At 49.5% G+C, this 14,330-nt stretch carries 12 protein-coding genes; 4 read left to right on the top strand and 8 right to left on the bottom strand.

Annotated elements, in window-relative coordinates; genetic code table 11:
- Nucleotides 1-182: 182 nt before the first annotated feature.
- A complete protein-coding gene (pheA, locus tag D0Y50_RS05790; protein WP_108566552.1) occupies nucleotides 183-1,370 on the top strand; it encodes a prephenate dehydratase in 1,188 nt (395 codons plus the stop codon).
- A gap of 374 nt (nucleotides 1,371-1,744) precedes the next feature.
- On the opposite strand, the gene tyrA is transcribed toward pheA, so the two are convergent.
- The 7 genes from tyrA to rpsP all read right to left on the bottom strand — a co-directional run bounded on the left by tyrA (nucleotide 1,745) and on the right by rpsP (nucleotide 6,748).
- Nucleotides 1,745-2,887 (bottom strand): bifunctional chorismate mutase/prephenate dehydrogenase, encoded by a 1,143-nt coding sequence (gene tyrA, locus D0Y50_RS05785; protein WP_108566551.1) that lies wholly within the window; start codon nucleotides 2,885-2,887, stop codon nucleotides 1,745-1,747.
- 28 nt (nucleotides 2,888-2,915) lie between these two features.
- Entirely contained in the window at nucleotides 2,916-4,004 is a 1,089-nt protein-coding gene (locus D0Y50_RS05780; protein WP_108566550.1) for a 3-deoxy-7-phosphoheptulonate synthase, read from the bottom strand.
- Between the two features lie 209 nt (nucleotides 4,005-4,213).
- Nucleotides 4,214-4,729, bottom strand: a complete 516-nt coding sequence (locus D0Y50_RS05775; RefSeq protein WP_117315926.1) for a maltose acetyltransferase domain-containing protein — start codon at nucleotides 4,727-4,729, stop codon at nucleotides 4,214-4,216.
- A gap of 83 nt (nucleotides 4,730-4,812) precedes the next feature.
- The gene (gene rplS, locus D0Y50_RS05770; protein WP_108566548.1) at nucleotides 4,813-5,172 is read right to left on the bottom strand and encodes a 50S ribosomal protein L19; all 360 of its coding nucleotides are present in this window, start codon (nucleotides 5,170-5,172) and stop codon (nucleotides 4,813-4,815) included.
- An 18-nt stretch (nucleotides 5,173-5,190) separates the two neighbouring features.
- Nucleotides 5,191-5,952, bottom strand: a complete 762-nt coding sequence (trmD, locus tag D0Y50_RS05765; protein WP_108566547.1) for a tRNA (guanosine(37)-N1)-methyltransferase TrmD — start codon at nucleotides 5,950-5,952, stop codon at nucleotides 5,191-5,193.
- Entirely contained in the window at nucleotides 5,953-6,474 is a 522-nt protein-coding gene (gene rimM / locus D0Y50_RS05760) for a ribosome maturation factor RimM (protein WP_117315924.1), read from the bottom strand. It lies immediately after the preceding gene.
- Between the two features lie 22 nt (nucleotides 6,475-6,496).
- Nucleotides 6,497-6,748 carry a 30S ribosomal protein S16 gene (gene rpsP / locus D0Y50_RS05755; RefSeq protein ID WP_108566545.1) on the bottom strand — a complete coding sequence of 84 codons (252 nt, stop codon included), beginning with the start codon at nucleotides 6,746-6,748 and terminating at the stop codon, nucleotides 6,497-6,499.
- 302 nt (nucleotides 6,749-7,050) lie between these two features.
- On the opposite strand from rpsP, the gene D0Y50_RS05750 reads away from it, so the two are divergent.
- The 3 genes from D0Y50_RS05750 to D0Y50_RS05740 all read left to right on the top strand — a co-directional run bounded on the left by D0Y50_RS05750 (nucleotide 7,051) and on the right by D0Y50_RS05740 (nucleotide 13,063).
- Nucleotides 7,051-8,766, top strand: coding sequence for an ABC transporter transmembrane domain-containing protein (locus D0Y50_RS05750; RefSeq protein WP_332308381.1), 1,716 nt, complete (start codon nucleotides 7,051-7,053; stop codon nucleotides 8,764-8,766).
- 149 nt (nucleotides 8,767-8,915) lie between these two features.
- The gene (locus D0Y50_RS05745) at nucleotides 8,916-9,956 is read left to right on the top strand and encodes an efflux RND transporter periplasmic adaptor subunit (protein ID WP_218023576.1); all 1,041 of its coding nucleotides are present in this window, start codon (nucleotides 8,916-8,918) and stop codon (nucleotides 9,954-9,956) included.
- On the top strand, nucleotides 9,956-13,063 hold the full coding sequence (locus D0Y50_RS05740) for an efflux RND transporter permease subunit (protein WP_117315920.1): 3,108 nt from the start codon (nucleotides 9,956-9,958) through the stop codon (nucleotides 13,061-13,063). The genes D0Y50_RS05745 and D0Y50_RS05740 overlap by 1 nt, the downstream gene beginning before the upstream one ends.
- Nucleotides 13,064-13,788: 725 nt before the next feature.
- Here the strand turns inward: D0Y50_RS05740 and D0Y50_RS05730 are convergent.
- The gene (locus tag D0Y50_RS05730; RefSeq protein WP_117315916.1) at nucleotides 13,789-14,196 is read right to left on the bottom strand and encodes a tellurite resistance TerB family protein; all 408 of its coding nucleotides are present in this window, start codon (nucleotides 14,194-14,196) and stop codon (nucleotides 13,789-13,791) included.
- Nucleotides 14,197-14,330 lie beyond the last annotated feature (134 nt).

Here is a 14,330-nt window from a genome sequence, read left to right as displayed (position 1 = left end):
AAGTGTAAAAACGGGTTGACACAAACGAGCCCGCCCCATAAAGTCAGTACTATGAAAAATACGATACAACACACCAGCGCCCGCTTTTTTGGCTTTACCACCTTCGCCTGAGGGAGGATGCGCCGTGTGTAAAAACCTCCCGCCAACGGGGGGTTTTTTTTTGCTTAATGATGGGAAGTCAAATGTCACAAACAGCCTTGGATTCAATTAGAACACGGATTACTGAACTGGATAGTCAGCTTTTACAATTGCTGGCAGAACGCCGTAAACTCACCAACGATGTTGCGGAGACCAAGATTGCGCACCATATCCCGGTACGGGATGTGAAACGTGAAGAGCAGCTATTGGTACGGCTGATAAAAGAAGGCCAGCGCAGCGGTTTAGATGCCCATTATGTTACCCAGATTTTTCATGTCATTATTGAAGATTCAGTGTTGAATCAGCAGGCGATGCTTGCGGCGCGGGCGAACCCGGGATCAGACTTACCGCTTAATCGGGTCGCATTTTTAGGCGATAAAGGCTCCTACTCTTATTTAGCTACCCAGAAGTATTTTTCACGCCGGCCTGGCGAACTATTGGAAATGGGTTGCCAAAGCTTTGCCGAAATAGTTCAAAAGGTAGAACATGCCGAAGCTGACTATGCGGTGCTGCCAATTGAAAACACTACGTCTGGTAGTATTAATGAAGTATACGACCAGCTTCAGCATACACAGCTTAGTATCATCGGCGAGTTAACCCACCCTATTCGTCACTCTTTGTTAGTTGCCACCTCGACCAGCCTGGATAAAATCAAAACACTGTATGCTCATCCTCAGGTGTTTACGCAATGTAGCCACTTCTTAGCTGAGCTTGGCAATGTGGAAGTAAAAACCATTGATAGTACATCTTCTGCAATGCTCACGGTAAGCGAAATGCAACGTGACGATGTGGCCGCCATTGGCAGTGAAGCTGGCGGAAGTCTGTATGGTTTAATGGCTATAAAATCCAATCTGGCAAACCAGAAAGAAAACCATAGCCGCTTTATAGTGGTGGCGCGAAACCCGGTAGTCGTACCGTTACAAATACCGGCGAAAACCACCCTGGTAATGTCTACGGTTCAAAAGCCCGGCGCGCTCGTCGAAGCCCTATTGGTGTTGCGAGATAATAATATCAATATGACTAAGCTGGAATCTCGCCCCATCAACGGTAACCCTTGGGAAGAAATGTTTTATCTGGATGTACAGGGCAATGTACAGGACGGCCCCGTGCAAAAGGCATTGGAAGCGTTACGGGGTATTACCCGCTATATCAAAGTGCTGGGCTGCTACCCCAGCGAAGAAATCAGCCCCACCAAAGTGGCTGCGGCCAGTGCATTGGCCCAAGAGCAGTAAAGCCGGTGGTGCTGGGTGACGGGGGCAATTACTCTGCCCTTTCAGTCGCCCCCATCTACGGTAATCCTTGAGGTTAGGTAGCGGATTGTTCAGCGCTGATGTGCTAAGTGTTGTTGATTTAAGTATTTGGGTTCGGGTACTCAGGCCTAAGTATTTAGGCTTAAGTGCTTAGGCTTAAGTGCTTAGGCTTAAGTGCTTAGGCTTAAGTGCTTAGGCATAGAGCCTTTGCATATTGACCCCTTAGGCTGTGTGGCGTAAAAATGGCTGGTTAATTCCTCCAAACATGAAAAAAGGCAGTCGTTGGACTGCCTTTTTTACATTAGATAAACCACGGTTCAATGTGTATAGCTATATCACCGGTTTTACCTGGTTATTTACTTTCTTAACAGATGCCCATCGTCCGCTTTCAATAGTAACTGTTTACTGTCGGTTAAACAGCGTTTGGCGTAATCACCAAACCACTCGCCTACCTTAGAAAACTGGGCCATAAATGCTTGCTTATTGCCCGCTTCAAGCAAGCTTAAAGCGTGTCCGAACCGTTCATGAAACCGTCGCAATAGCGCATAATTGTCGGGGTTATTAAAAATAATATCTGCATATAGCGCCGGGGCCTGGGCAAATAAGCGGCCCACCATTGCCAACTCCAGCCGATAGATAGGCGAGCTAAATGCGGTAAGTTGCTCTAAATCCGGATCCTCGCCACGCAAATGTTCCCCATATACAAATGTATTAAAATGGCGCATCACCTGAATGAACGCCATAGCTTCATCATGCTCCCCGGCATCACTTCGGTGAATAGTGGCCCCCCAGGTAGTCATCTGTTCCACCAACCATGCATAAGCGTCGCGCTGACGACCGTCACATACCACGACTACCTGCTTAATCATACCCGGGGCATCTGGGCCAAACATGGGATGAAGCCCCACTACCGGCCCCGGATGAACATCCAACATAGCTTGTAACGGGCGTTGCTTTACACTGGTTATATCCGCCAAAATACAGTCGTCTGGCAATACATTAAGCTGCGCTATCACTTGCTCAGTAATGTTTATAGGAACAGCAACAATGGCAAGCCGGGCTTGCTTGAGAATGGTTTCGGCCTGGCCCGACTCCCAGTCTGCTTTTTCCACCACGGCAACATCGTAACCGCTTTTTTCAAACAGCCCCACAAAAACACCGCCCAGCGCGCCTTCGCCGCCAATTACAACCACTTTACCGGCGTCAGGGTTAACACACAGATACTGGTTATTTTGTGTGTGGTAAGACTCCCGCATAATACGGCGAAGTAAATCTTCTACCAAAGCCGGTGCTACGCCGGCGGTCTCTGCCTGGGCCCGGCGCGATGCAATCAGGCTTTTTTCCCGTTCAGGCACATAGATAGGCATACCGGTTTGAGCCTTAATCTGGCCCACCTCGGTGGTCAATTGTGCGCGTTTTGCCAGCAAATCGACTAGCTGGGAGTCCAGCGCGTCGATACCGTCCCGAAGTTGTTCTAACCGCTTAGACAAGTCAGTCATAAAGGGTGGCCACCCTCCCTGTGGTTACTTAAGCTACCTGGAACCGCTTATCCCGGCGCATTGGCAATACGGTGATAAGGCGGTCGCGCATTTGGGTGATCAGCTCTTCAGTGGTGGCCCAGTCAATACAGCCATCAGTAATAGAAATACCGTAATCCAGTTCATCTAACGATTTACCATCACCTTTCTGATTACCCGCATTAATATGGCTTTCCAACATCACTCCGATGATCGACTGGTTGCCTTCCAGAATCTGGTTCACTACATTTTTCGCCACGGCGGGCTGACGGCGGTAATCTTTACTGGAATTAGCATGGCTACAATCTACCATCAAGCCTGCAGTCAGGCCGGCATCGGCCATTTCAATTTCACATTCTGCCACACAGACAGAATCATAATTAGGCTGCTTACCACCACGTAAAATGATATGACCGTCAGGGTTCCCTTTGGTACCGATAATGCTTACCTGGCCCTGCTTGTTAATACCCATAAAACGGTGCCCTGAAGCGGCCGATTTTAATGCATTAATAGCGATATCCAGGCTGCCATCCGTGCCGTTTTTGAAGCCTACCGGCATCGACAGGCCACTGGCCATTTCACGGTGAGTTTGTGATTCAGATGTACGCGCGCCAATGGCACTCCAGCTGAATAATTCAGCCAGGTATTGCGGGCTGATAGGATCTAACGCTTCGGTAGCTACCGGCAACTCCAGCTCGGCTAGCCAAATCAGCAGTTCGCGGGCTTTACGTAAGCCGGTTTCAATGTCAAATGAACCATCCAGGTGGGGGTCGTTTATTAACCCTTTCCAGCCGGTAGTGGTGCGGGGCTTTTCAAAGTAAACCCGCATGACCACAAATAGGCTATCCTTGCATGACTCATGTAACTCTTTGAGACGCAGGGCATAGTCTTTGGCGGCATCAATATCATGGATAGAACATGGACCACAAATGACCAGTAGCCGGTGATCTTCACCATGAATAATGTCTGAAATAATGCTGCGAGCGTCTGAAATGGCATTTAACGCCTTATCGGATACGGGAAGTTCGGCACTAAGTGCATCAGGGGTAATCAACACATCTTCGGTGCTGATATGAATATTGTTTACTGTGTCCGTCATGGTACCACTCTTTAAAATACGAAAGCTGACAACTAAGTGTAGGACGATAGGCGTCTTCCTACCACATACTTAAGTGTAAGGTTATTTTTACACTGCTAATATAATTTTATATTATAGCTTGATTGACTTTTTACCAAGATATCATTAAGGCCGCAACCTACATTTGCTAAAAAGCCCAAAATAAGGGATGTTCCGGCAATTTGGCGGACTTATGGGTTCGTTTTGGTAAAGACTGAATGGGCAGGGAGCCGGGTATTGCTGGGTATTATTGCCCCAGGTAACACGGTCGCACCGCTTTCTATGGTGACATTGTCACCGATTACGATACCTACTGCTTGTTGCCAGCCCGCCTGCCGCCTTTGCGGATCGGTAGCATGGTTTACTGTAGCAATCACTGCGCCATCGTGAATGGTAACATGGTGGCCGCAGATGATTTTTGCAGCGTCCAGCATAACCACATTTCGCCCCACGCTAAGGCCTTCGCCACTAGTGATATTCAACCCGTAGTCGCAATAGAAACCCGCACCTATCGCACTTAGCTGGATCAAAGGCATAAGTTGCGCGGCTACAGCCAAGCGCTGCTGTTCTGTTAGTGCAGTATTTAAGGTATCGCACTGCGCTTTGGCATGCTGTCTGGCTCGTCTTAGTGGTTTAGCATGGGTTTGGTACCAACGCCCAGATAGCATTTGTTGCCAAATTTGTGATGCCTGTAATTTGGCGGTCATGGTGGCTTTACTCCAGACAAAAAAAAGCCCGCATGCTGCGGGCTTTTTTTAGAAAGTTAACAATAACGCAAGGATTAGTAATCTTAGTTAAGCTTTTCTTTGATACGTGCAGATTTGCCTGAACGCTCACGAAGATAATAAAGCTTAGCACGACGAACCGCACCACGACGTTTCACTTCAATAGAAGAGATTGCCGGGCTGTGTGTTTGGAAAACACGCTCTACGCCTTCGCCACTTGAAATTTTACGTACGGTAAAAGACGAGTGAAGACCACGGTTACGCTTACCGATAACAACGCCTTCATATGCCTGTAGACGCTCTTTGTCACCTTCAGTAACTCGCACTTTAACTATAACTGTGTCACCTGGGCCAAACGCAGGAACATCAGATTTGAGCTGTGCTTGCTCAATTTTCTTGATGATATCTTGACTGACTTTGCTCATCATATCCTCTCGTCCTAGTTAACTGTCATCTCGCTGCAACTGCGACTTGAATTCTTCAAGTAGACGCTGCTGCTCCTCAGTCAGAGCTAGGTGATTTAACAATTCAGGGCGACGCTGCCAGGTTCTTCCCAGCGCTTGCTTTTGTCGCCACTGCCGTATTTTTTCATGGTCACCGCTTAACAACACAGAAGGAACTGACCGCCCGTCGAGCACTTCAGGCCGCGTATAATGCGGACAATCCAGTAACCCGTCGGTAAAAGAATCTTCAACCGCCGAGGCTTTATGCCCCAGCACGCCAGGAACCAACCGCGCTACTGCGTCCATCAGGACCATAGCCGGTAGTTCACCACCGCTTAACACGTAATCGCCAATAGAGACTTCTTCGTCAACATGGCTTTCGATTACCCGCTCGTCGATTCCTTCATAACGACCACAAATTAATATCATGCGGTCATTATTTGCCAGCCGGGCAACCCCGGCCTGGTCAAGTTTCTTACCCTGTGGAGATAAGTAGATAACCTTGCTGTTTTCTCCGCCAGCCTGCTTTGCTGCCGAAATTGCGTCAGTTAGTGGCTTAACCATCATGAGCATTCCGGGACCCCCGCCATAAGGGCGGTCGTCCACAGTACGATGGCGATCATGGGTGTAGATTCTGGGATTGAATGTCTCAACCGCCAGCGTTCCCGACTTTACTGCCCGGCCAATAACACCCTGTTGAGTGAATGGCGCAAACATTTCCGGAAAAAGGCTGACAATGCCAAACCATTTATCCGCGGTCACTTAAAACCCCGGATCCCAGTCTACGGTAATGATCCTACCGACTTTATCCACCGCTTGTACGACTTCGTCGAGAACAAACGGCAGTAATCTTTCTTTTTGATCAAATGCATCTTTCGCGTTTGCTTTGACTTGAATAACGTCATTTGCACCGGTATTAAATACATCTTTCACCACACCCAGATCGTAACCTTGCGTTGTTACAACCTGCATGCCGGTAAGCTCACGCCAGTAAAATTCACCTTCATCAAGTTCAGGTAACTGTTCAGCAGTAATGCGGATATCCAGATTCTTGATGCGCTCGGCATCGTCACGAGTCTCAATATTCACAAGTTTTGCTACCAGTACTTTACCGTGCGGTCGCCACTGATCAACGCGGTATTCTTGTTCCTCGCCCAATATCCAGGGCAAATACTCAAAAATACCTTCTGGCACGTTAGTATAAGTGTTGATTTTAACCCAACCTTTAACGCCATGCGGCGCGCCGATTTTGCCAATAACCAAATTGTCAGACGCTTGACTCATTTATACCTACCAGTGTTGCAGCTTACGCTGCTGATTTTTTTGCTTCTTTTACCAGGCTGTCAACGCGCTCTGATAAGCTCGCGCCAACACCAACCCAGTATTCAACACGGTCAAGATCTAAGCGAAGACGCTCTGACTGACCTTGTGCAGTTGGGTTGAAGAAACCGACGTTTTCGATGAAACGACCGTCTCGTGCACGGCTGCTTTCAGCCACGACAACTTGATAAAATGGACGCTTTTTCGCGCCGCCACGCTGTAAACGAATAGTAACCATGGGTGCCTCAAACTCGTTGTAGCGTTACCGTTAACTTCCCTTCCCGTGCCGTTCGCTATGTTTAAGCTAGGCTGGAAGGCCGCAGAATTATACGGATATAGGGAACGAATGCAAGGAAAACCCCGCCTTAAAAAGAATTAAAGCGGGAGACGCCGGGGGTTTAGTATATCATTGGCGCCTGAAACCTATGGTGGCTACCTTTTGTACGGGCCACCCTGCACTAATAAATACGCGCATTTTTAACGATCCTGGAGGCTATTCTGGCTACATCAACGCAACTTACTCAGGTAAACACACGCCAAGTGCTACGTTGGCTAGCCGGCCATCTGCGCCCCTACCGCTGGCGGGTCGCTGGCGCGGTTGTCGCATTGTTCGTTGCTTCGGGCGCCTGGTTGGCATTAGGCCAAGGGGTAAAATACGCCATTGATAAAGGGTTTATGGGCGATCACCCAGGTATTTTAAATCAGGCGGCGGTGGCGGTCCTGATTATCTGTATATTGGCCAGTTTAGCGACATATTGCCGGTTTTATCTGATGACCTGGCTAGGCGAGCGCATTAGCGCAGATATTCGCATGCAGCTTTATGGACACCTGCTACATCTCTCGCCATCGTTTTTTTCGAAGGTACGTACCGGTGAGGTTATTTCGCGCTTTACCAGCGACACGGCTATTTTGCAGACAGTGGTGGGCATGAGTTTATCTATGGCACTGCGCTCGACCGTGACCTTCACCGGCGCCTTAATTCTAATGGCGACGACCAGCCCGCTGCTTACCCTGTGCGTACTACTAGCGGTACCGGCCGTGTTGGTGCCCATTCGGATATTAGCCCCGCAAGTGCGTAAATATGCCCGCCTGAGCCAAGACAAAATTGCCGACTTAGGTGCTCATATTGACCAAAGCCTGCATGAAATTGCTACCGTGCAAGCTTTCAATGCGCAATCCAGCGAAGCCCGGCACTTTGACCAACGAGTGGCAGACGCCTTCGCAGTGGCGCGTCAGCGCATTCATTATCGTTCGTTACTTATCGGCTTGATTATGGTTTTGAGCCTGACTGCTATTTTATTGATTGCCTGGATTGGCGCGCGTCAGGTGTTCTCTGGCAGTGTGACGCCTGGGGAGCTATCGGCATTTTTATTTTACGCCATTATGGCTGGCGGAAGTGTCGCTACCATTAGCGAAGTCATCGGCGAAGTGCAGCGGGGCGTAGGCGCTTCAGAACGGCTATTAGAGCTACTGGCGTCGCCCGTGGATATTGCAGATGGCAAACAGGAACTGGCCAGCTTGAACCAAGCCCCTGCCCTGCATATCAATAATATTCATTTTGCTTACCCCGATTCAGCCCCCCTGTTTGAGAACTTTTCGCTTAGCGTAGAGGCGGGCGAAACGGTAGCTCTGGTAGGGGCTAGCGGCGCCGGTAAAACCACGTTGTTCCAACTTCTGTTGCGTTTTTACGACACCCAGCAAGGCAATATTTGTCTGGCAGACCAGCCTATCGCCTCCCTCAAACTTAGCGCATTGCGCAGCCAGATTGCGATTGTAACCCAGGAATCAGTAGTCTTCGCCACGACTGTTATGGAAAACATACGGTATGGTAAAGCCGAGGCGACAGACGAACAAGTTATCGAAGCCGCCCGCAATGCTTTTGCCCACGAGTTTATTGAACAGCTAGAGTCTGGCTATGCTACGCAATTAGGGGAGCGCGGAATCCGGTTGTCTGGTGGCCAACGTCAGCGTATTGCGATTGCCAGAGCGATTCTGGCTGACCGGCCGGTATTACTCCTTGATGAAGCCACCAGCGCATTGGATGCCCGTTCGGAAAAAATGGTACAGCAAGCGCTATCCTCACTTATGCAAGGACGTACCACGATAGTGATCGCTCACAGGTTAGCCACAGTTCAGCATGCAGACCGAATTATTGTACTGGATAAGGGAAAAATTGTTGCTCAAGGCAGACACGAAGAGTTGATGAAAAGCGACACACTGTATCGGGAATACGCTGAACTGCAATTGCTTAGCTAGCCCCCATATGGTGCTATAAAAGGAACGTTGCCATAACGTTAACAATAAGCAACGTTCGAACCTTATAGCAGCATGCGCCGTTTCAATAACACACGAACAGGCAGCCAAAGTTCGACACTTTATTACGCAATGGAATCATAATGTTTAGAATGCTTGTTAAGAAAAGCCCCTTGCTCGGGTTTTGTTTATTTTTCGCACTGTCGGGACACTCTGTCCAGGCCCAGTATTTTGGTGATAGCCAAGCTAAGCTGGTGGTTCTTGAAAAGGTGACCTTTCAACATGCCACCCAAAAGGTAGAAGCAGTGGGCACGGCTGAAGCTGTGCGCTCGGTAACTCTCTATCCAGCTGTGGCTGATGAGGTAGTAAAGGTAAATTTTGTGCCCGGCCAATATGTTGAAAAAGGTAAAGTACTGATACGGTTAGATGACCGTCGCCAACAAGTGGCTTTACGGCGGGCTGAGCTACAACTGGCTGAAGCCCAGCGCAACTTAGACCGCCTGGAAGAAAGTCATACCAAAGGCGCTATTCCTAAGAGCGAGCTGGACCTGGCCCGCACCGAACGCGATCTGGCACGGGTCACCTTAGATGAAGCGCAGGCTAATTTAGACGATCGCACAGTAGAAGCCCCGTTTAGTGGCGTGGTCGGTTTAACAGATGTGGAAGAAGGCGACCGCATTACCGAGCAGACCTCCATTACCACGCTCGATGATCGCAGCAAGTTATATATCAACTTTAAAGCCCCTGAAGCGGCGTTACCCATAATGATGAATGCGCCCCGCGTCACTCTGGAACCCTGGACCAACCGAGAGCAGGAAATAGATGCGCAGATTGCCGAGGTAGATTCGCGGATCAATGAAACGGATCGTACCATGCGCGCACGCGCGCTACTGGATAACAGCAATGACAATTATCGCCCGGGTATGAGCTTTCGGGTGAATATGGCAATTAATGGCAACCGTTACGCTGCCATTCCTGAAGCGGCATTACTTTGGGGTGCTAATGGTGCCTATGTGTGGATTTCTGAAGAAGGTAAAGCTAAACGGGTAAATGTAGAGGTGCACCAACGCCTGCGCGGTACTATATTAGTCTCTGGTGACCTGCAAGAAGGTGACCTGCTGATTTCCGAAGGGGTACAGCGTTTACGCGATGGGCAGGAAGTAACCACTGAGCTGGCGCGGAGCGGTCTGTAATGAGCCAGCTAACCTCTAAAGCTACGGATTTACCTTCTACCGCCATCCGCCGTCCAGTGCTGATTGTGGTGCTCAACCTGTTAATTGTTATTGCCGGTTTTGCGGCGCTCAATGGCCTGGAAGTACGCGAATTACCTGATGTAGATACACCCAAATTAACCGTTACTGCGGAGCTGCCTGGCGGCTCGCCGGAGACGGTAGACGCTGAGCTTACCAGTCGGCTTGAAGGCGCCGTAGCCCGGGTAAGTGGCGTAAAGAGTATTTCGGCTCAAAGCGAAGAAAACTCAGCACGTATCCGAGTGGAATTCCGCCCAGGGGTGAACATTGAAGACGCGGCGAATGAGACCCGTGAATCTGTTAGCCGGGTGCAGGAACAGCTGCCAGACGATGTGGAAAAAGTTTCGATAGTGCGTGCCGATAGTGATGCTGAACCAGTGGTTAGCCTGGCGGTCTCTTCGGATACTCTGGACATGGAAACCCTGACCGAACGGGTCGATACCGACCTGGCCCCTATGTTTTTAAGCATTCCCGGTGTAGCCGATGTGGTGTTAGACGGTAACCGCGAACGCACACTTAAAGTTTCGGTCGATCCGCTACGCCTTACCAGTTTTGGATTGTCGATGACCGATGTGGCGGCAGCGCTACGCTTAGCGCCGTTTGATGTTCCTACCGGCAGTATCCAGTCCCAGGACCAGTCGCTGATAGTGCGCGCCGATGCCACCTCGGTCAGTGCTGAAGATGTCGCCTCTATCGTGCTCTCTGGTGATGTACGCATTGGTGATGTAGCCAGTGTGTATTTTGGCCCGGCCGATACTACCAGCATGGTCCGTTTAAACGGTAAACCGGTTATCGGGCTGGGAATATTACGTCAGGCCAGTTCAAATACGATCGAAATTTCTGACGAAATTAAAAGTATGGTGGCGGGCCTTGATAAACGCTTTAACGACATGGATATCGTTATCACCTCGGATGATGCTGAATTTATTCGTGACTCGGTAAGTGAAGTGGTTGAGTCGCTTAGCCTGACCGTGTTGCTGGTTATTTTTACCCTACTGGTATTTATTGGTTCATGGCGGGCCACGATTGTTCCGGCATTGTCGATACCCGTTTCCCTGGCCGGCGCGCTTGGGGTAATTTGGTTACTCGGATTTTCAATAAATATTCTTACGCTACTGGCTCTGGTGCTGGCCACTGGCATGATTGTAGATGATGCGATTGTAGTGTCCGAGAATATTCAGCGGCGGCGCAGCCTTGGTTTAGGTGCCAGGGCCGCAGCAGTAGTGGGTACCCGAGAGGTATTTTTTGCTGTGGTTGCCACGACTGCTGTATTGGCTTCAGTGTTCATCCCCATTGCCTTTTTGCCCTCTACGGCGGGTAAACTGTTTCGCGAATTTGGTGGCGTTTTAGCTGGCGCGGTAATTATCTCATCATTTGTGGCGCTGTCTTTGGTTCCTGCTCTTACCGCGAAATTACCGGTAAAAACCAACACCTCCCCGGGTATTTTTCAACGTACCTTTGGCCGCTTCGGTAATGCTTGTCTGGGCTTTTATAATACCACGCTCGCCTGGTCGTTAAAGCACGGCTGGCTAGTGGTAGCCGCGTGTATCCTGGCTGCGGTAGGCGCCTGGTTCACGGCGCAAAATATACAAAGCGAACTGCTTCCAAGTGAAGATCGCGGTACCATCAAAATTTTTGCCCGGGGGCCAGATGGCGCCGGGATGAACTTTATGGACCGGCAGGCAGAGCGCATGGAAGAAGTTCTGATGCCTTATGTCGATAATGGTACTGTGGAGTCGGTCTATACTATCGTGGGTTCGTGGGATCCTAATATTGTATTTATTACGGCGCCCCTTAAGCATTGGGATGACCGCAATGAATCGTTACAGGATATTGTCGAAAAAATACGACCCGATTTAACCGCCATCCCCGGCGCGCCAGCCAATGCTTTTGGCGGTAACAGCCTGGACCTGCGCGGCCAGGGTGGTGGTGTGGAAATTGCCCTCACCGGCGACAGTTATGAGCGTATATATGAGGCTGCCCAGGATCTGGCGAAGAAAATAGAAGAAACGGCACCAGAGCTGGGCACGCCCAGAATCAGTTATGAGCCTACCCAGCCGCAAATGCGCATCAATATTGATCGCCGCCGCGCTGATGAACTTGGGGTTCCGCTTAGTGATATTGCCAGCACCCTGCGGGCGGCAGTAAATGGTGATGATATCGCAGATTTGAACGTCGGCGATCAGTCTATACCAATTATGCTCCAATCCAGTGAGCGTAACACCAGCAACCCTGCAGATTTAACCAATCTGTATGTTAAATCAGATACCGGTAGCCTGATTCCCTTATCCAGCGTGGCCTATATTACCGAAGAAGGCGTGGCTGCGGAGCTTGAGCGTCAAGCCCAGCGCCGGGCCATAGAACTGGAAATGGAGTTGCCCGAAGATGTACCTCTTAACGAAGCGGTAGATAAAATTCGGGCACTGCAAGATACCCTGCCCGATGGCATAGGTATGATTTTCTTAGGTGAAGCACAAACATATGAGGAGACCTCGCAGCAGGTTGCCCTAACCTATATCCTGGCATTTGTTATTGTGCTACTGGTACTTGCCGCTCAGTTTGAAAGTGTGAACAGCGCAGTAGTGGTAATGCTAACGGTGCCGTTCGGTATTGCCGCGGCGGTATATGCATTATATCTGACAAACACAACTATCAATGTCTATTCCCAGATAGGACTGGTCATGCTAATAGGGCTGTTGGCCAAAAATGCCATCTTACTGATTGAGTTTGCCGATCAGCTACGGGATCGCGGCTACGAAGTTTATGATGCCATTGTTGAAGCCGGTAAGGTTCGCTTACGGCCCATTATGATGACGCTGGTATCCACTATATTAGGTGGCTTACCGCTAATTATGTCTGCTGGAGCAGGTGCTGAAGCTAGAAATGCTATAGGCTGGGTGGTATTTGGCGGACTGGGTATCGCAGTGGTATTTACACTTTACTTAACCCCTGTGCTGTATTTAGGCCTGGCTCGCTTTACCAAACCCCGGGCAGATGAAAGTCAGCGTTTGGAAAACGAACTGGACGATGCGCATCATCAGTCTTTGTAGGTATTTTCGTTCCGTGAGATAAACAGCAAAAAGGCACCCATGGTGCCTTTTTGTTTTTACCCTTGCCGTGTGAACAGGAATAAGTGTGATTAGCCGCTATGCCGCAAAAGCAGCCGACGGGCGTATTAGCCACCTCCCTTGCCCACTTAATTAAAAACCTGAATATGCCGTTACATCTTACTGGCGGCAGGCGGTAACGGCTTACGTTGACGCCATAGTTTCGTGCCTCATGGTTGCTTTATCTAGCAGCTATGCCAGTGAAGCAAAAAAACTAATCACATCGCTGTTTTGCTCACCTCTGGTTATTTCATTAGCAAGCCTTGCGGTTTCACCCCAGATGCTGAAACGCTCTGCTGGGCTCACACCAGGGTGAAGGATGATTATCATGTGCTGCGGTGCTGGGTGTTGGGGCGGGTTATATTACTGGCGTCAAATCAGCGGACGCCAAACACTCAGCCTGTTAATGACCACTATAATTCAGCCGGGCACAGCAACCACCCGCGCGGCGCATCAGGTAGTGCTTGTCAGCATTTGTTTTACCAAGCGGGGCGGAAGTTAAATATAGCCGCCCCTATGAACCCGGCCAATGTTACCCGCTTTTTTAGCTTGGCGCTTATTACTGGCTATGGCTACTGGCGGTCATTACCGGGTTATCGTTAGTAAACCCTTATTCCTGTGCGTTTAATTGCGCCGTTTATGGAGCCGGACTGTAACCTCACAGGGGTTTAGTTCAAGCGGCTGGCATCCAACGGTTTATCGTTGCTTACCAAGGCCTTGGCCAACATCTTATGACTTAGTAGCGCAAGAATTTCGGTTTCTTCATCGCTTCTTTCGCCGTCCACGCCAGTCATCGCCATCGCAATTTCCATGGCTTTTTGCGCGTCATAAACCAAATCGTCCTTGAATGAGCGCAGATAGCTCACGCTATCGCCCGCATCCAGGGCCTGGCGAGTTTGATAAATAACATCATTGAAAAAGGCTTCACGACAAATAGGACTTTGCCAGTCAAGACTATCAATAACTTCTTCCAGATAGTCCTGCTCAGTAAGGGTGACCTTATTGTCTATTTGATATAGAAGCACTGACAAACGAATCAGTGCCTGGTTGAAGGATTGTTGACTGGATAACTGCATATATCACTCCATTCGCGCTTTTTTTAATGCGAAATTTATTTGGCAAAACATCCGGTTCTGCCGGTAAGGTGGCGTAAACTAACAAACAAAAATGACAAGCCTGTTACGGGCTATCACAATGAAAGGTTCACGCC

The sequence above is a fragment of the Salinimonas sediminis genome (assembly GCF_003429285.1).
GTDB classification, from domain to species: Bacteria; Pseudomonadota; Gammaproteobacteria; order Enterobacterales; family Alteromonadaceae; genus Alteromonas; species Alteromonas indica.
The sequence above is the reverse complement of the archived record's forward strand: the minus strand, read 5'-3'. Positions and strand labels throughout refer to the sequence as shown.